16 protein-coding genes are annotated in these 16,733 nt (G+C 65.4%); 9 read left to right on the top strand and 7 right to left on the bottom strand.

The annotated features are described in order from the left end of the window. Positions 1-103: 103 nt before the first annotated feature. The gene (locus tag AAFG50_RS19250) at positions 104-1,354 is read left to right on the top strand and encodes a cyclopropane-fatty-acyl-phospholipid synthase family protein (protein WP_028171076.1); all 1,251 of its coding nucleotides are present in this window, start codon (positions 104-106) and stop codon (positions 1,352-1,354) included. Positions 1,355-1,357: 3 nt separating this feature from the next. Here AAFG50_RS19250 and AAFG50_RS19245 read toward each other — a convergent pair whose 3' ends face one another. Then, complete coding sequence (locus tag AAFG50_RS19245; RefSeq protein ID WP_028171075.1) at positions 1,358-1,564, bottom strand: hypothetical protein; 207 nt, start codon at positions 1,562-1,564, stop codon at positions 1,358-1,360. Between the two features lie 553 nt (positions 1,565-2,117). Between AAFG50_RS19245 and AAFG50_RS19240 the strand changes: the two genes are divergently transcribed. Together AAFG50_RS19240 and alr are read left to right on the top strand one after the other, a co-directional pair. Beyond that, complete coding sequence (locus AAFG50_RS19240; RefSeq protein WP_028171074.1) at positions 2,118-3,629, top strand: replicative DNA helicase; 1,512 nt, start codon at positions 2,118-2,120, stop codon at positions 3,627-3,629. Between the two features lie 46 nt (positions 3,630-3,675). After that, the gene (gene alr, locus AAFG50_RS19235; protein ID WP_028171073.1) at positions 3,676-4,941 is read left to right on the top strand and encodes an alanine racemase; all 1,266 of its coding nucleotides are present in this window, start codon (positions 3,676-3,678) and stop codon (positions 4,939-4,941) included. Between the two features lie 12 nt (positions 4,942-4,953). Here the strand turns inward: alr and AAFG50_RS19230 are convergent, their stop codons facing one another. Further along, entirely contained in the window at positions 4,954-5,172 is a 219-nt protein-coding gene (locus AAFG50_RS19230; protein WP_028171072.1) for a hypothetical protein, read from the bottom strand. Positions 5,173-5,212: 40 nt separating this feature from the next. Between AAFG50_RS19230 and AAFG50_RS19225 the strand changes: the two genes are divergently transcribed. After that, complete coding sequence (locus AAFG50_RS19225) at positions 5,213-5,983, top strand: exodeoxyribonuclease III (RefSeq protein ID WP_028171071.1); 771 nt, start codon at positions 5,213-5,215, stop codon at positions 5,981-5,983. 1 nt (position 5,984) lies between these two features. Here AAFG50_RS19225 and AAFG50_RS19220 read toward each other — a convergent pair whose 3' ends face one another. The 3 genes from AAFG50_RS19220 to AAFG50_RS19210 form a co-directional block, all read right to left on the bottom strand. Then, positions 5,985-6,803, bottom strand: a complete 819-nt coding sequence (locus AAFG50_RS19220; protein WP_028171070.1) for a hypothetical protein — start codon at positions 6,801-6,803, stop codon at positions 5,985-5,987. Between the two features lie 84 nt (positions 6,804-6,887). Next, on the bottom strand, positions 6,888-7,256 hold the full coding sequence (locus AAFG50_RS19215) for a GFA family protein (RefSeq protein ID WP_028171069.1): 369 nt from the start codon (positions 7,254-7,256) through the stop codon (positions 6,888-6,890). A 77-nt stretch (positions 7,257-7,333) separates the two neighbouring features. Next, on the bottom strand, positions 7,334-7,651 hold the full coding sequence (locus tag AAFG50_RS19210) for a hypothetical protein (RefSeq protein ID WP_028171068.1): 318 nt from the start codon (positions 7,649-7,651) through the stop codon (positions 7,334-7,336). 186 nt (positions 7,652-7,837) lie between these two features. Here AAFG50_RS19210 and AAFG50_RS19205 point away from each other — a divergent pair, with 186 nt between their 5' ends. Then, positions 7,838-8,563, top strand: a complete 726-nt coding sequence (locus tag AAFG50_RS19205; protein WP_028171067.1) for a sulfite exporter TauE/SafE family protein — start codon at positions 7,838-7,840, stop codon at positions 8,561-8,563. An 11-nt stretch (positions 8,564-8,574) separates the two neighbouring features. Here AAFG50_RS19205 and AAFG50_RS19200 read toward each other — a convergent pair whose 3' ends face one another. After that, entirely contained in the window at positions 8,575-10,638 is a 2,064-nt protein-coding gene (locus AAFG50_RS19200; protein WP_028171066.1) for an EAL domain-containing protein, read from the bottom strand. Further along, positions 10,638-11,795 carry an ABC transporter substrate-binding protein gene (locus AAFG50_RS19195; RefSeq protein ID WP_039184372.1) on the bottom strand — a complete coding sequence of 386 codons (1,158 nt, stop codon included), beginning with the start codon at positions 11,793-11,795 and terminating at the stop codon, positions 10,638-10,640. The genes AAFG50_RS19200 and AAFG50_RS19195 overlap by 1 nt, the downstream gene beginning before the upstream one ends. Positions 11,796-11,999: 204 nt before the next feature. Here AAFG50_RS19195 and radA point away from each other — a divergent pair, with 204 nt between their 5' ends. The 4 genes from radA to AAFG50_RS19175 all read left to right on the top strand — a co-directional run bounded on the left by radA (position 12,000) and on the right by AAFG50_RS19175 (position 16,672). Further along, positions 12,000-13,445: a DNA repair protein RadA gene (gene radA, locus AAFG50_RS19190; RefSeq protein ID WP_028171064.1), complete on the top strand. Its 1,446-nt coding sequence runs from the start codon at positions 12,000-12,002 to the stop codon at positions 13,443-13,445. A 166-nt stretch (positions 13,446-13,611) separates the two neighbouring features. Further along, on the top strand, positions 13,612-14,241 hold the full coding sequence (locus AAFG50_RS19185; RefSeq protein ID WP_011086837.1) for a CvpA family protein: 630 nt from the start codon (positions 13,612-13,614) through the stop codon (positions 14,239-14,241). 28 nt (positions 14,242-14,269) lie between these two features. After that, positions 14,270-15,793, top strand: coding sequence for an amidophosphoribosyltransferase (gene purF / locus AAFG50_RS19180; RefSeq protein WP_028171063.1), 1,524 nt, complete (start codon positions 14,270-14,272; stop codon positions 15,791-15,793). A gap of 138 nt (positions 15,794-15,931) precedes the next feature. Further along, the gene (locus AAFG50_RS19175; RefSeq protein WP_011086835.1) at positions 15,932-16,672 is read left to right on the top strand and encodes an SDR family NAD(P)-dependent oxidoreductase; all 741 of its coding nucleotides are present in this window, start codon (positions 15,932-15,934) and stop codon (positions 16,670-16,672) included. Positions 16,673-16,733 lie beyond the last annotated feature (61 nt).

The raw sequence follows: 16,733 nt of genomic DNA, 5'->3' as shown, positions 1-16,733 counted from the left end.
AGATTTAGATGCAAACGCATAGGAACCTGAGCGGGACCTGAGCGTCTGATGTGAAAGCCGGGTTGGTCGCATCTCTTCGGGTTCGCTCGAGAGGAAGGTGTCGATGGACCGTTTGTTGCGTCAATTCCTGTCTCAATTCATTCGCCGCGGGTCGATGACGGTGACCACGGCGAAGGGGTCGAAGTTCACCGTCGGCGACGGCTCAGGCGAACCGATCGCAGTCCGTTTCGTGACTGCGGACGCGGAACGAAAGATCCTCATCAATCCCGAGCTCGGGCTTGGCGAGGCCTATATGGACGGCGAGTTCGTCGTCGAGCGCGGCACCATAGCTGATGCCCTCGCGATCCTGCTCGATCAACCCGACCTGTTGCCGCAGTGGGCAAAACCCTGGTGGCACCTGCGCTATCTGACGCGGCATCTGAAGCAGTTCAATCCGCGCGCGCGCTCGCGTCGCAATGTCGCGCATCACTACGATCTCGACGCCCGGCTCTATTCCCTCTTCCTCGACGCCGACAAGCAATATAGCTGCGCCTATTTCGAGACGCCGGAGAGCACCCTCGACGACGCGCAGCTCGCCAAGAAGCGCCACATCGCCGCAAAGCTTCGCGTCAAGGGCGGCGAGCGCGTGCTCGACATCGGCTCGGGCTGGGGCGGCCTCGGGCTCTATCTCGCCGAGACCGCAGGCGCCGACGTCACCGGCATCACGCTGTCGTCAGAGCAGTTGCAGCTCGCCAATGCGCGCGCGGCCGAAAAGGGCCTGACCCGATCGGCCAAATTCCTGCTCCAGGACTATCGCGACATTGACGGGCCGTTCGACCGGATCGTCTCGGTCGGCATGTTGGAGCATGTCGGCGTCAGGTTCTACGACGCCTACTTCCAGCGCTGCGCCGAACTCCTGAACGAGGACGGCGTCATGATGCTGCACTCGATCGGCCGTTCGCAGGGCCCGGATTCGACCAATCCCTGGATCGCCAAGTACATCTTCCCGGGCGGTTACATCCCCGCTCTGTCCGAAGTGCTGCCGGCGATCGAGCGTGCTGGCCTCCTGGTCTGCGACATCGAGATCCTGCGGCTGCATTACGCCGAGACGCTGAAGGCCTGGCGGGAGCGCTTCATGGCGCGGCGCGAGGAGGCCGTGCAGCTTTACGACGAGCGCTTCGCCCTGATGTGGGAATTTTATCTGGCGGCCAGCGAGATGACGTTCCGCAAGCAGCACATGATGAACTTCCAGATCCAGCTCACCAAGCGTCAGGGCGTGGTGCCAATCACCCGTGACTACGTCGCGCACGAAGAAGCCCGCCTCCGGGCCATCGAGGGCGGCGCCAAGCCACGGCTGAAGCTGGCCGGTGAATAGAGGCTAGTGGCGCGAGGTTGAAATCGGAGAAGAGCGGAAAGACGCCGTTAACGCCAACTGCGCCCGCAGTTCCGCCAGGATCTCGGGCGCGACCGGCTGGCGGCGGACTTCGGGGCGCTCGGCATGCTGCATGGCCGCGATCAGCCCGGACAGCCAGAGCCGGCTGCCTGCCTCGCTTCGCCAGATCTGGTGCTGCCGTTCTGGCCGCATCGCCTGCCTCATCTCCCTGATGGCGGGTTACCGAGGACAATCCCCTTTCCGCCCGTCCGTTCCGGCTCTACCCCCGAAAGAATCCGGGGAGATGTGATCTGCTTCACATAAGTCTGGTCGGGCCTGGCTTAGACCGTCGCCATGAGCAAAGAGACCCAAACCTCATTCGACGTGCAGGACGACCTCCGCACCGATTACGCCCTGATCGCTACCGGCGTCGGGGCGGCCCTGGTTGCACTGGTCTACCTCCTGCTGGTCTGAACCCGAGCCGAAAGCGGCCAGCGCGCGTCATTTCGCGCGCTCTTCATACGTCTGCACCCCAATCCATTAGGTTCACTGTTTCAGTATTTTTCCGCGGCACAGTCGCGGCCGCTTCCAGGCCGGGGTGAGTTCCGCAAAAATCCGTCAAGCGCGGCGCATGCTGCGGCTGCTAATCATCCACCATTTTAACTGAGCGGTTGATAGCGGTCAGCTTTTGCTTCCGCTTTGGGCGCAGGCGGCGCTTTATCCCGGCCCCGCATCCGCCCAAGAAAATTGCTAAGCACGACCAACCATGGCCCTGACTGATTCGAACGTTCTCAAACTCGCGCCTGACGCAGGAACTCCGACCTATCGGAGCGCGCCGCACAATATCGAGGCGGAACAGAGCCTTCTGGGCGCCATCCTGGTCAACAACGATGCCTTCTACCGCGTCTCCGACTTCCTGGAGGCGAAGCATTTCTTCGAGCCGCTGCACCAGACCATCTTCGACACCGCCGGCAGCCTGATCCGGATGGGCAAGATCGCCACGCCCGTCACGCTGAAGACGTTCCTGCCCGCCGATACCGACGTCGGGGGCATGACCATCGGGCAATATCTGGCGCGCCTCGCTGCCGAAGCGACCACCATCATCAACGCCCAGGACTACGGCCGCACCGTCTACGACCTGTCGCTCAGGCGCGACCTGATCGGCATCGGCGAGGACATGGTCAATGTCGCCTATGACGCTCCGGTCGATTTCCAGCCGCGCGCGCAGATCGAGGACGCCGAGCGAAAGCTGTACGAACTCGCCGAGTCCGGCCGCTATGACGGCGGCTTCCAGAAATTCTCGCAGGCGTTGGCGGTCGCGGTCGATCTCGCGGCAAAGGCGTTCCAGCGCGACGGAAAGCTGTCGGGCATCTCGACGGGTATGCGCGACCTCGACACCAAGATGGGCGGCCTGCAGCACTCCGATCTCATCATCGTCGCGGGACGTCCCGGCATGGGCAAGACGTCACTGGCGACCAACATCGCCTACAATGTTGCACGCGCCTACGTTCCGGAACTCCAGGCCGACGGCACCACGAAGGCCGCCAATGGCGGCGTAATCGGCTTCTTCTCCTGCGAAATGTCGGCCGACCAGCTCGCCACGCGTATCGTGGCCGAGCGCACCGGCGTTCCCTCCTCCCACATCCGCCGCGGCGGCATCTCGGAAGCCGATTTCGAGAAGATCCGGGAGGTCTCGATCGAGCTGCAATCGCTGCCTTTCTATGTCGACGCGACCGGCGGCCTGTCGATCGCGCAGCTGATGGCGCGCGCGCGCCGCCTGAAGCGTCAGAAGGGCCTCGATCTCCTCGTGATCGACTACATCCAGCTGCTCTCGGGGTCCGGCAAGCGCGCCAGCGACAGCCGCGTGCAGGAAATCACGGAGATCACGACCAGCCTCAAGGCGCTGGCGAAGGAACTCAACGTCCCCGTGATCGCGCTGTCCCAGCTCTCACGCCAGGTCGAATCCCGCGACGACAAGCGGCCGCAGCTCTCCGACTTGCGTGAATCCGGATCGATCGAGCAGGACGCCGACGTCGTGCTGTTCGTGTACCGCGAGGAATATTACCTCGCGATGAAGGAGCCCCGCCCGGGCACGCCTGAACACGAGAAGTGGCAGCTTGACATGAGTCTTGCGCACGGAAAAGCCGAGGTCATCATCGGCAAGCAGCGCCACGGCCCGACAGGCACCGTCGATCTGGCGTTCGAAGCCTCCGTCACGCGGTTCGGCGATCTCGCGCCCGACAGCCAGATGCCGGCTCGCAGCAGCAACGACTACTGAGTTCCTTGAACCAGACCTGCCTCTTGCGTAAAACGGCGCCATGACAATGGCGTCCGACCCGAAAATGAACCCGCAATCCGGCCTTCTCTCAGCGGAGGCCAACCATGCCGCCGCGCTCGCAGCCTATGGCGGCGTGCTCACCGTCGACCTCGACGCCATCATTGCCAACTGGCGCAAGCTCGAGAAGACGGCGGTGCCGGCCGAATGCGCGGCGGTGATCAAGGCCGATGCCTATGGCTGCGGCGCCGCGCAGGTCGCGCGTGCCCTCCACAAGGCCGGCTGCAAGACCTTCTTCGTCGCCACCATCGAGGAGGCGCGCAAGGTGCGCGCCGCCGTACCGGAGCCGACCATCTACGTGCTCGGCGGCTATTTCCAGAACACCGGCGAGCACTACGCCCAGATCAATTGCCGTCCGGTGATCGGCGATCTCAACGAGCTCGCCGAATGGGACGTGTTCTGCCGCCGCACCGGCTGGAACGGAGGCGCCGCTGTTCACATCGACACCGGCATGAACCGGCTGGGGCTGACGTTATCGGAAGCACAGGCCATCATTCCCCGCATCAATGCCGGCGACCACGGCATTACGCTGGTGATGAGCCATCTGGTCTCGGCCGAGCAGCTCAACAGCCCCGTCAATGCCAAACAGCTCGCTTCCTTCCGCGGCATCGCCAGCGAATTCTCCGGCGTGCCGGCGGCGCTCGCCAATTCGTCCGGAATCTTCCTCGGGGCGCCGTTCCAGTTCGACCTGGTGCGGCCGGGCGCCGCGCTCTACGGCGTCAACCCGACGCCGGAGGCCGATAATCCGATGCAGCCGGTGGTCGACCTCAAGGCGCGCATCGTGCAGATTCGCAATGTCGAGCGCGGCGAGAGCGTCGGCTATGGCGGCACCTGGACCGCGCGCCGGCCGACCAAGCTTGCAATCATCGCGGTCGGCTATGCCGACGGCTATTTCCGCGCCGCCAGTTCAAACGACGGCACGCGCGGCGCAGAGGTGATCGTTGCCGGCAAACGCTGCCCGGTGGCAGGCCGCGTCTCCATGGACCTGATCGCGATCGACATCACCGATCTGCCGCCGAACGCGGCACGGCGCGGCCACCTGGTGACGCTGATCGGCGAAGGCATCACCGTCGACGAGCTCGCGCATCATTTCGGCACGATCGGCTATGAGGTGCTGACCAGCCTCGGCCACCGCTATGCCCGCGTCTACAAGGGCGGCAATGTGGTGGAGCCGCTGGCAAAGCCGGCAGCCGAGCAGCCGTCCTCTCCGCCGCCGGTCGAGCAGCCGGCGAGCCCGCCGCCGCTGCCGAGCTAAGCCGTCAGCCGCCTACTTCTTCTTCCTGTTGTCCAGCGCCGCCTTGCAGGTCGCGCTGAGCTGGTCGCGCTTGCCGTTGAGGCAGGCGACGATGCCGCCGCCCGGCGCAATGCCGGCACAGAACTTGTCGTAATCCGCCTTGCACGCACCGCGTGGATCGGACGATTGTGCCGAAGCCGCTCCGGAGATCGCGGCAACGACGACGAGAGCAGCAAAGTTCAACTTGGACATTGTATCTCCGGTGACGGAAGGCGGGAGCCGCTAGCTCTACATGAAGATCGCGACATTCAACATCAACAACATCAACCGCCGCCTGCCCAATCTGCTGGCATGGATGCGCGCGGCAAAGCCAGATGTCGTCGCGCTCCAGGAATTGAAGGCAAGTGATGGCGAATTTCCGGCGGCAGCCATCGAAAAGGCCGGCTACGGCGCAGTATGGCGTGGACAAAAAACCTGGAACGGCGTTGCCATCATCGCCCGCGATGCCGAGCCCATTCTCACCCGCGACCGCCTGCCCGGCGACTGCGACGACCACGAAGCGCGCTACATCGAGGCCGCCGTGCGCGGCATCATCGTCACCAGCATCTACCTGCCCAACGGCAACCCCCAGCCGGGGCCGAAATTCGACTACAAGCTCGACTGGTTCGCGCGCCTGAAGCGCCACGCCAAGACCTTCATCAAGCAGGACCTGCCCGTGGTGCTCGCCGGCGACTACAACGTGGCGCCGACGGCGACCGACATTTATCCGACGAGGTCCTGGGACAAGGATGCGCTGATCCAGCCGAAGAGCCGCGCGGCCTTTGCCTCGCTGGTTGCGCAAGGCTGGGGCGACGCGATCCGCGAGCTTCATCCGGACAAGCGCATCTACACATTCTGGGACTACAAGCGGAACCGCTGGCCGCGCGATGCGGGCCTGCGGCTCGATCATCTGCTGCTCAGCCCTGCCCTTATTTCACGCCTGGCCAAGGCCGGCGTCGACAAGAAGGTGCGCGGCGAGGACGGCGCAAGCGATCACGCGCCGGCCTGGATCGTCCTGCGCTAGATCAGCGCCCGTAATACTCCTGCACGGTGTCCCACGCCGCCTTTTGCAGCAGTTGCGCCGTCTCCGGATCCAGCCCCATCGTGTAGGAATTGCCGACCGGCGTGCGACCTGTCAGCGCGGCGAGCGTCGTGCAGGCCGCCAGATACGTTCCGGCCGGACTCGGATGCCGCCTGTCCGGCGCATAGAGATTGAGCTCGGGCTGAAGCTTGCGGACGCGCGCAAACGCAAGACCCGCGGGAATGACGAGCGCATCATTGGCATTGCCGGCGAGCGTATAGGCTTCGGCGAGTCCTTCCGTCATCTCCGGCTTGTCGGCGTAGGCCCAGGACATGAACAGCACCGGCCGCATGTCGTGGGCGCGGACGATCTCGCTGTCCTTCTTGGCGAAGGCGACGAAGGCGTCTTTCAATTGCGGATGGATCGGGCACTGACTGCAATCCATCATCACAACCGCTTCGAACTGCCTGCCGGGCTTGTTGAAGACCACGACGTTCTGCTCGTCGAATGAGTAGGCGCCGATGCCGCCCGGCCGCAGCAGATTGTCCATGTCGTGCCAGTCGAGGCCGGAGCCGCCGATCGTGACCATGGTGTTGCGATACGCCGCCTTGTTGGCCGCATCCCCAGCCCGCTCCATGAAGGAGAGATGCCAGGGCATGCCGTTGTTGTAATAGAAGAAGCTGTTCCCGACGAACAGCGCCGCCTTGGGGAAGTCAGGTCCGAGCGTCGTGACCTTCGGCCTGGTCTGCGCCTGCGCCGCGTTGAAGCTGACTACAACTCCCAGACACATTGCGAGCATCGCTCGCGTCAAAAGACGCATCATGGGTTTCCTCGCCTTTTCTTCTCACCGAGGCCGGAAACAGATCAGCTTTCTCCGCCAGCCTCAAGAGGACGGGAGGCGGCATCCTCACCACAAATTCCTGCCGTCGATCATGTTCACCGGTACCGCGTCGAGGTCGAAATCGTCGAATAGGCGCGCGTTCACCGCGACCTTGGGGTTGTCGAAGTCAGGCTTGCCGGTCGACCAGTCCGGCGACTCCGAATAGGTGCCGCAGCCGCAGCTCGCACAGAAATGGTGTTTGACGGTGCGGCTGCCCCAGAGATAGGTCGTCACGTTTTCCGGCGGCGACAGCAGACGAAACTGCGCCGGCTTGTAATAGGCCCACAGCGCGCCGCGCTTGGCGCAGAGCGAACAGGTGCAGCGCGTCACGCTGGAGGGCGCCTCCGTCACCTCGAACACCGTTTCACCGCAATGACAGCTCGCCTCGATCGGCATGACCACCTCTCCGTTTTGTCAGGAGATGGTCGTAGCCGGCCCCTGCTGCCAACATGCTGTCAGCAGCGCAATTCCCCTCACGGAGTCTCGTTCGCGGAGAGGCGCCTGGCATTCGCGGCCACATGCTCACGATAGCGCCGGACGATGGCGGCCGGCGTTGCCCCCGCAAGCAGGCCCGCGGCGGCCTCGAAGGCTGCAGCGATCTTCTCGCTCACCATCAGCACGGCCTCCTGCCCGGCGGCCTCATCGCCCTGGCTGAGCTTCTCGCAGCGCAGCCGCACCACTTCACTCGCTTCGACCGCGAGCATCGCGCCGGCGTACCAGGGAAAACCATTGTCGGACCCGCTGAGCACGGCATGCCGGTCGAGCGCGGAGAAGGAATGGTGATCGGGCATCGCGGACCTCAAATTATCTAGGCGAGCGCTCCGATCAATACGCTTCAAATTCTAAGGACCAGGCCGCCGAGCGGGTCGGATTGGCGGTTCCTGCGACACCGCCGATTAACCAAGAGGCGATGTCGATGCGGCTGGGCACGGTTGCCGGCCACGGGCTACATTCGTCCGATTCCCGGAGCCCCGCCCTTGGCCTTCCTCTTCGTCCTCACCGTCGGCCTCGTCGCCGGCACCATCTCAGGCATCGTCGGCACCGGCTCGTCGATCATGCTGATGCCGGTGCTGGTCTACGCCTATGGGCCGAAGGAAGCCGTGCCGATCATGGCGGTCGCCTCCGTGATGGCGAATTTCTCGCGGATCCTGGCCTGGTGGCGCGAGGTCGACTGGCGGGCCTGCGCGGCCTATTCGGTGACGGGTGTTCCGGCCGCAGCGCTTGGCGCGCGCACGCTGCTCGCGCTCCCCTCCCACACCGTCGATCTTGCCATCGGCATCTTCCTGATCGCAATGGTGCCGGTCCGGCACTGGCTGGCGCGGCACGACCTCAAGGCCAATCTCTGGCATCTTGCGATCGGCGGCGCCGTCATCGGCTATCTCACCGGCATCGTGGTCTCGACCGGGCCGCTCAGCGTGCCGCTGTTCCTGTTCTACGGCCTGTCCAAGGGTGCCTTTCTCGCCACCGAGGCGGCCGCCTCGCTCGGCCTCTACTTCGCGAAGTCCGTGACCTTCGAGCGCTTCGGCGCACTGACGAGCGATGTGTTCATCAAAGGTCTGATCGCAGGATCGTCATTGATGGCCGGCGCCTTCATCGCAAAGCGTTTCGTGCTGCATCTGAAGCCCGAGATGTTCCGCCTGCTGATGGACGCGATCATGATCGCAGCCGGGCTCTCGATGTTCTGGAACGCGACACAGCCGTAGCCGCACAGCGCTCAGGCGGCAAATTCGGGCGCGATCGACGGGCTGTCGGTGACGACGCGGCTCCCAGCCGCCTGTCCCTCGAGCCATTGCAGCACGGCCGCGAGCGGTTGCGGCCGATGATAGTGATAACCCTGCCCGAGCATCACACCCATCTCGCGCATGGCGTCAGCTTGCTCGGGCCGCTCGATGCCTTCCGCGACAAGCGTCAGCCCCAGCGTGCCGGCGAGCGAGGCGATGACGCCAACGATCGCCTTGTCTTCCGCGCTGTCCGGAATCTCGCTGATGAAGGCCTTGTCGATCTTGACCTTGTCGAGTGGGAAACGCCTGAGATGGGCGAGCGAGCTGTAGCCCGTGCCGAAATCGTCGAGCGCGATGGTGGCGCCGAGGCGCCGCAGGCGGTGCAACGTCTCGGACGCGCTGGCGATGTTGTTGATCAGCGAGCCCTCGGTGATCTCGAGCTCGAGCGACGATGCCGCGACGCCGAAGCGCAGGCAGGTCTCGCGCAGCTCGGCGGCAAGCGAATGGTCGGCGAGCTCGGACGGCGGCAGGTTGATCGCGATCCGGATATCCGGCCTGCCGGCGGCAGCCAGATGTTGCAGCGCGCGGCAGGCATCGGTCAGCACATAGCGCGTCAGCCGTGCATTGTTGCCGCTGCGCTCGATCAGCGACAGGAATTCGCCGGGACCGATCACGCCATATTCAGGGTGGCGCCAACGAATGAGCGCCTCCAGGCCGACGACGCCCTGGCTGTCGAGGTCGACCTGGCTTTGATACCAGACCTCGAACTGGCCCTCGGCAAAGCCTGTGGGAATGGCAAGCTCGAGCTCCCTGCGACGGCGGTAGTCGCGCTGGAGCGCCTCGTTCAGCACCGCGACGGTGCCGGGCGCCTTGGTCTTGGCATGGTAGAGCGCGATGTCGGCGAGCGCCGGCAGGTGCGATAGCTCGGGATCGCCGGCGCGGCGCACGGCAAGACCGATGCTGGCCCGCGGCACGACCTGCTTGTCGTGCAGCCGGATCGGCTCGGAAATCGCGGCCAGCAGATGGCGCGCGAAGGCCTGCGCGGTCGCTTCGTTGCTGACTTCGGGGCGGATCACGACGAATTCGTCGCCGCCGAGCCGCGCCACCCAATCCTGCGGCTCGACCGCCTCGCGGAGACGCCCGGAAATGTGGACCAGGAACTTGTCGCCGGCATCATGACCGAAAGTGTCGTTGATGCCCTTGAAGTCGTCCAGATCGATGAAGCAGAAGGCGATCAGGGAATCCGGCGAGCCTGCATCGCCGCTCAAGGTCACCAGGCGCTCGGACAGCGAGCGCCGATTGGGCAGGCTCGTGAGCGGGTCGTGCGACGCCATGTGCCCGAGCCGGTCGAGCGCACCTGACGTCGTGTGCTGCATCGCGTTGAAGGCGTGCGCGAGCTGGCCGAATTCGTTCGACGATGTGATGTCCGCCGGATAGGCGCGACCATCCCGCTTGCTGCGCTGGATCGCAGACATGATTGCGTCAAGCGGCTTGCCGATGAAGATGTTCGCCGATATCCGCATTGCGACCACGGTCGCAAGCGTTGCGAGCAGGCCAACGATCAGCAGCCGCATCAGACGGCTGCCCGTGTCGGCGTAGACTGTCGCGTAGGAATAGGCGATCGCGATGCGGCCGGCCTGCACGGCCATGTTGCCGTTGCTGTAGTTGATCGGACGCGACACCTCCGCGACCGCCTGCCCGGAGGGGCGCGCCACCACGCGGGCGATCGCAACACCGGTGTCGTCATAGACGGCCGCCGCCGCGATGGTCTCGTCGTGCATGATCTCGTTGAGCACGTTCGTGACCTGGTCGTAACGCATCTTCCAGAGCGGCTCGGCGATCAGCTCGGCGCGGCTCTCGGCCGTGCGGGCAATGCGCGCGTCGAGCTGCCTGATCTGCGACCAGAAGCTGGATGCCTCGACGCCAGCGGAGGCGAGCAACTGCACCACCAGCAGCACCGGCACGGTGGCCCAGATCATCGCGCGGACCACCGAGCGCGAGCGCGACGGCGCCTGCTGCTTGCGATCCGGATCGGTCATGTCGTCACCGTTTCGCATCAGTCAGCGGTGCCTTCCGGCAGCGTCAGCGAAGAAATCAGCGCATCGACGGAGAAATCGTACTGGCCGCAGCGCCCTGCCCTCGCCCTGAAACGCGCGAAATCGATCCGATCGAAGGCGCGCGTCTTGATGAGGTCTCCGACCGCAGCGAGATTGTCGCGGGTGATCGCGGATGTCTTGGCCTCGACGCGGGGTGATGTGGCCGCGAAATCGCAGCCATCGGCGTAGTCGCGGAGCAGGATGATCGACCAGCCGCCGAGCAGGAAGTGACCGCCGTCGGTCAGGAGCAGACGGCCGGCCCTGATCTCGCGCAGTGCATCCTCCGACCAGTTGAGGCCGACCACCTGAATATTCCGACCGGGCATGAGGCCGGCAGCGGTCGCCGCGCGAAGCGCGCCGAGCGCCATCGGATCGTTTCCGGCCCAGATGCCGGCGGGCCGTATCTCCTTGCGCGCGGCCCAGCTCAGATAATTCGCCGTGACCTGCTCGGCCTCCGACTGCGTCCAGTTGGCGAACAGCATCCGGTCCACCACCACGTCGGGCGCGGCCGCCACCGCAAGCTGGAGCCCGGCGTTGCGCGCGATCGAGGCGGGCGTGATCTCGTCGCCGCCGATGCCGAGAATGTGGATCTTGCCGTCCGGGCTCTGCCATTTCTCGGCACGCGCCGCGCTGATCAGCGCATTCGCCATCCGCGCGCCCGCGGTCTGAAGATCGGTCGTGATGTCGCCGAGCCAGGTCTTGAGCGTCTGGCGCGGCGGTCCGAGCCGCGCCGCATCCTCGCCGATCAGCGTGTTCGAGAGCAGCAGTGTCTTGACGCCCGCGGCCTCGGCCGCCTCCAGGATCGGAACGGCGGCGGATTCCTCGTTCGAGAGAATGAGGAAGTCGGGCTTGTCGGGACGTGCCACGACGCCGAACCCCAGCTCCTGCATGGTGCGGTAGTTGCGCTCGCTGGTCAGCACCTCGACATGCGCATCAAGCTTGCGGCCCGCGGCCTGCATGGTCTGCGCGACCATGTCCCAATAGACCTCGCCGGTCTTGCCGGGGTTCACGAAGACGATGTTGAGGGATTTGGCGTCAGCCGCGACGACACGGCCGGCAGGCGCCAGGACGCCGCAGGCCATGCCCACAGCGAGCAATATCCGCAAAAATATCGTCATTGGTCTCGTCACCCCGTACTGGTTCCGAAACTGGACCGTCGTCCGCTAACATTTGGCAAAGCCCGGTGCGGCGCTGGGGCCTAGAACTAACAAAGGGTGTACTGGTTGCGTTGAATTGCGATATTGGGCGCGCGGGCGATCGGCCTCGCGGCCCGCCATTCCGTGCTATCAGCTGACATCAAGACCCCCGACTCAACTGTCCCCATGGCCAAGAACACGCTTTCCTTCGTCTGCCAGAACTGCGGCGCGGCCTATAACCGCTGGCAGGGCAAGTGCGAGTCCTGCGGCGAGTGGAATACGCTCGCCGAGGAGGACACGAGCGGCAGCGTGCCGGTCTCGATCCGCTCCAAGCGCAAGGGCCGGACCTTTGCGCTGGAGAGCCTTGCCGGCAAGAGCCCGGACGCGCCGCGCCTGTCCTCGGGGATGACCGAGCTCGACCGCGTCACCGGCGGCGGCTTCGTCCGCGGCTCGGTGCTCCTCGTCGGCGGCGATCCGGGCATCGGCAAGTCGACGCTGCTGACGCAGGCGACCAGTCTGATGGCGCGCGCCGGGCATCGGATCGTGTACATCTCCGGCGAAGAAGCCATCGCCCAGGTGCGGCTGCGTGCCGCGCGGCTCGGCCTGTCGGACGCTCCGGTGCAGCTTGCGGCCGAGACCTCGGTCGAGGACATCGTCTCGACCCTGTCGGAGGGCGCGGTTCCCCGCCTGATCGTGATCGACTCGATCCAGACCATGTGGACCGACACCGTGGAATCCGCGCCCGGCACCGTCACGCAGGTGCGCGCTTCGGCGCAGGCGTTGATCCGTTTCGCCAAGAAAACCGGCGCCGCCATCATCCTGGTCGGCCACGTCACCAAGGACGGCCAGATCGCAGGCCCCCGCGTGGTCGAGCACATGGTCGATGCCGTGATGTCGTTCGAGGGCGAAGGCTCGCAGCAATTCCGCATCCTGCGCGCCGTCAAGAACCGCTTCGGGCCAACCGACGAGATCGGCGTGTTCGAGATGACCGGCCTTGGTCTGCGCGAGGTCACCAACCCCTCCGAACTGTTCCTGTCGGAGCGCGATCTCGGCACGCCGGGCACCGCCGTGTTTGCGGGCATCGAGGGGACGAGGCCGGTCCTGGTCGAATTGCAGGCACTGGTCGCACCAACCTCGCTCGGCACCCCGCGCCGGGCCGTGGTCGGCTGGGACCCGAGCCGCCTCTCGATGGTGCTGGCGGTGCTGGAAGCCCATTGCGGGGTCAAGCTGTCCGGCCATGACGTCTATCTGAACGTCGCCGGCGGCTTGCGCATCCACGAGCCGGCGGCCGACCTCGCCGCGGCGGCGGCACTGGTGTCGTCCCTGGTTAATGCGCAGTTACCCACGGATGCAGTCTATTTCGGCGAGATTTCGCTCTCAGGCGTGGTCCGTCCGGTGGCGCAGACCCCCGCCCGGCTGAAGGAAGCGGCAAAACTCGGCTTCCAGCGCGCCGTGCTGCCCGAATCGGCCCGGGGCGAAGCCGGCGGCGACGCCGGACTGTCGCTCAACGCGGTGAACAGCCTGACGACTTTGGTGGCTGAGATCGCCGCTCGCGGCTCCCGTCGGGGCGAATCCGCCGGATCGGCAGAGAAAAATGCCACACCGGCAAGATTCCGCCGCGGAGAGGGGTAGCCGGAGGTGACGTCCCCGGCCCCCGCCGCTATACAGCCGTCACAAAAGCAGCATGGGATTGCGTGGTTGCGGCCTTGCCGGGAACGCCGTCTGCCCCTCTTTTAGGACGGCGGCCAAACACCGATTCGCTGAGCACCTTTGAAGTACGAGCGGACCAGACCAGCCGATGCCAGTAACACTCCTCGACCTGATCCTGCTCGGTGTGATGCTGATCTCGGGCCTGCTTGCGATGGTCCGCGGCTTCATGCGCGAAATCCTGTCGATCGCAGCCTGGGGCGCGGCGGCGATCGTGACGCTGTACTCCTTCTCCAAGCTGCTGCCGACCGCAAAGACCTATTTCAACAACGACACGGTCGCGAGTGTGGTCGTGGTCGCCGGCGTGTTCGTCGGTACCCTGGTCGTGGTCTCCGTGATCACCGTCCGGATCTCCGACATGATCCTGGATTCGCGGATCGGCGCGCTGGACCGCACCCTCGGCTTCCTGTTCGGGCTGGCTCGCGGCCTTTTGATCGTCGTGGTCGCCTTCCTGTTCTTCACCTGGCTGGTGCCGGACAAGCAGCGCCCGGACTGGGTTACGGGGGCGAAATCCCGCGTGGTGCTCCAGGGAACCGGCGATTGGCTGATGGCGCTCTTGCCGGACGACCCCGAGAACACCATCTTGAAGAGATTCAAGAAAAACAAACCAGATGATGATCAAGCTGATTCCGAGCAGCAGCCTTCGGGCAGTGGCGACGGATACAGTAAACCTGCTCGTGACAGCCTGAAAAAGCTGATCGAGAAACCTGCGGCGCGTTGATTAGGCCCTAAAGAGAGGCGCGGACGAGATGCGACACCCTGACCAGGACGCCCAACTTGATCTCGATCCAAAAGCCGGTTTGAGCCCGGCCGCGCTAGAGCTTCAGGACGATCTGGAGGGGGATACGCTCCGCGAGGAATGCGGCGTATTCGGCATCTACGGCCACCCCGACGCCGCCGCCATCACCGCCCTCGGCCTCCACGCCCTTCAGCACCGCGGCCAGGAAGCCGCCGGCATCGTCTCCTATGACGGCAGCCGCTTTCACAGCGAACGCCGCCTCGGCCTCGTCGGCGACACTTTCTCCCGCCGCGAGGTGATCGACCGCCTGCCCGGCAACACGGCGGTCGGCCATGTCCGCTACTCCACCACCGGCGCGACCATCCTGCGCAACGTGCAGCCGCTGTTCGCCGAACTCAACGCCGGCGGCCTTGCGGTCGCCCATAACGGCAACCTCACCAACGGCCTGACGCTGCGCCGCGAGCTCGTGAGGAACGGCGCGATGATGCAGTCGACCACCGACACCGAGGTGATCCTGCACCTCGTCGCGCGCTCCCGGCGCAGCCGCTTCATCGAGCGCTATATCGACGCGCTGCGCGAGATCGAGGGCGCCTATGCGCTGGTCTCGCTGACCAACAAGAAGCTGGTCGGCGCGCGCGACCCGCGCGGCATCCGCCCCCTGGTGCTCGGTGAGCTCGATGGCTGCCCGATCCTGACGTCGGAGACCTGCGCGCTCGACATCATCGGCGCGCGCTTCATCCGCGACATCGAGCCGGGCGAAGTCATCGTGTTCGACGAGAACGGCCAGGACATCCACAAGCCGTTCCCGCCGATGGCGCCGCGTCCCTGCATCTTCGAATACATCTATTTCTCCCGTCCGGATTCCATCGTCCACGGCCGCTCGGTCTACGAGGTGCGCAAGGCCTTTGGTGCGCAGCTCGCGCGCGAGAGCCACGTGCCGATCGACGTCGTCGTGCCGGTGCCGGATTCCGGCGTGCCCGCCGCTGTCGGCTACAGCCAGCATTCCGGCGTGCCGTTCGAGCTCGGCATCATCCGCAACCACTATGTCGGCCGCACCTTCATCCAGCCGACGCAGGCAATCCGCGAATCCGGCGTGCGCATGAAGCATTCGGCCAACCGCGCCGCGATCGAAGGCAAGCGCATCATCCTGATCGACGACTCGCTGGTGCGCGGCACCACCTCGAAGAAGATCGTGCGCATGATGCGCGATGCAGGCGCGAAGGAAGTGCATTTCCGCCTCGCCTCGCCGCCGATCCTCTATCCCGATTATTACGGCATCGACCTGCCGGACCGCGGCGGCCTGCTGGCCGCAACGCATTCGCTGGAGGAAATGCGCGAGATCATCGGCGCCGACTCGCTCGCCTTCCTGTCGATCGACGGCATGTACCGCGCCATGGGCGAGCCCGGCCGCGACCCGGCCAATCCGAAGTTCTCGGATCACTGCTTCACCGGGGCGTATCCGACCCACCTCACCGACCAGACCCAGACCGAGCAGCAGCCCCGGCAATTGTCGCTGCTGGCGGAGGCGAGCTGACGGCGAAGCCGTCATCCCGGGGCGGTCCGTAAGGACCGAACCCGGGATCTCGAGATTCCGGGTTCGCGCTACGCGCGCCCCGGAATGACGGGGATGCGGGGGGCTTGTCCCGGCCATCCACGGCTGTAAAACCCCGCCATGACAAATCCCCTCGCCGACCGCATCGCTCTCGTCACCGGCGCCTCGCGCGGCATCGGCTTCGCCACGGCCAAGGCGCTGGCGAAGGCCGGCGCACACATCGTCGCGGTGGCGCGTACGCAGGGCGGGCTGGAAGAGCTCGACGACGAGATCCGGAAAGAGGGCGGCAGCGCCACGCTGGTACCGCTCAACCTCACCGATTCCGACGGCATCGCGCGGCTGGGCGCAGGCCTGCACGAGCGCTACGGCAAGCTCGACATCCTCGTCGGCAATGCCGGCGTGCTCGGCCCCTCCTCGCCAATTGGCCATATCGAGCTGAAGGCCTTCAACGACGTCATGGCCGTCAACGTCTCCGCCAACTTCCAGCTCATCCGCTGCATGGAGCCGCTGCTGAAGCAGTCCGATGCCGGCCGCGCCGTGTTCATCACCTCGGGCGCCGCCAACAAGGCGACCGCCTATGTCAGCCCCTACGCCGCCTCCAAGGCCGCGCTGGAAACGCTGGCGCGCGCCTGGGCGCAGGAGACCGCGAACACGCCTCTTCGTGTCAACCTGTTCAACCCCGGCCCGGTCCGCACCCGCATGCGCGCCACCTTGATGCCGGGCGAGGATCCCGCGACGCTCGACACCGCCGAGCAGGTCGCCGAATTCATCGTGCCGATGTGCGCGCCTGATTGGACCGAGACCGGCAAGTTCTACGACTACAAGACGCGAACCTTGATGAGCTTCCGCCCGCCGGCCTGATTGACCTGATTGGCTTGGCCAATTGACTTGGCCTCCTCCCCGCGATTGACTGCCCGTGCTC

Origin of the sequence: Bradyrhizobium sp. B039 (genome assembly GCF_038965675.1) — a bacterium.
Taxonomy (GTDB): Bacteria; Pseudomonadota; Alphaproteobacteria; order Rhizobiales; family Xanthobacteraceae; genus Bradyrhizobium; species Bradyrhizobium diazoefficiens.
Note: the sequence above shows the minus strand (reverse complement) of the source record. Positions and strands in the feature narration are given on the sequence as shown.

Bases quoted from the DNA above. Each gene is read 5' to 3' on its own strand.
- AAFG50_RS19250 (WP_028171076.1), top strand. From the start codon at position 104: ATGGACCGTTTGTTGCGTCAATTCCTGTCTCAATTCATTCGCCGCGGG.
- AAFG50_RS19245 (WP_028171075.1), bottom strand. From the start codon at position 1,564: ATGCGGCCAGAACGGCAGCACCAGATCTGGCGAAGCGAGGCAGGCAGC.
- AAFG50_RS19240 (WP_028171074.1), top strand. From the start codon at position 2,118: ATGGCCCTGACTGATTCGAACGTTCTCAAACTCGCGCCTGACGCAGGA.
- alr (WP_028171073.1), top strand. From the start codon at position 3,676: ATGGCGTCCGACCCGAAAATGAACCCGCAATCCGGCCTTCTCTCAGCG.
- AAFG50_RS19230 (WP_028171072.1), bottom strand. From the start codon at position 5,172: ATGTCCAAGTTGAACTTTGCTGCTCTCGTCGTCGTTGCCGCGATCTCC.
- AAFG50_RS19225 (WP_028171071.1), top strand. From the start codon at position 5,213: ATGAAGATCGCGACATTCAACATCAACAACATCAACCGCCGCCTGCCC.
- AAFG50_RS19220 (WP_028171070.1), bottom strand. From the start codon at position 6,803: ATGATGCGTCTTTTGACGCGAGCGATGCTCGCAATGTGTCTGGGAGTT.
- AAFG50_RS19215 (WP_028171069.1), bottom strand. From the start codon at position 7,256: ATGCCGATCGAGGCGAGCTGTCATTGCGGTGAAACGGTGTTCGAGGTG.
- AAFG50_RS19210 (WP_028171068.1), bottom strand. From the start codon at position 7,651: ATGCCCGATCACCATTCCTTCTCCGCGCTCGACCGGCATGCCGTGCTC.
- AAFG50_RS19200 (WP_028171066.1), bottom strand. From the start codon at position 10,638: ATGCGAAACGGTGACGACATGACCGATCCGGATCGCAAGCAGCAGGCG.
- AAFG50_RS19195 (WP_039184372.1), bottom strand. From the start codon at position 11,795: ATGACGATATTTTTGCGGATATTGCTCGCTGTGGGCATGGCCTGCGGC.
- radA (WP_028171064.1), top strand. From the start codon at position 12,000: ATGGCCAAGAACACGCTTTCCTTCGTCTGCCAGAACTGCGGCGCGGCC.
- AAFG50_RS19185 (WP_011086837.1), top strand. From the start codon at position 13,612: ATGCCAGTAACACTCCTCGACCTGATCCTGCTCGGTGTGATGCTGATC.
- purF (WP_028171063.1), top strand. From the start codon at position 14,270: ATGCGACACCCTGACCAGGACGCCCAACTTGATCTCGATCCAAAAGCC.
- AAFG50_RS19175 (WP_011086835.1), top strand. From the start codon at position 15,932: ATGACAAATCCCCTCGCCGACCGCATCGCTCTCGTCACCGGCGCCTCG.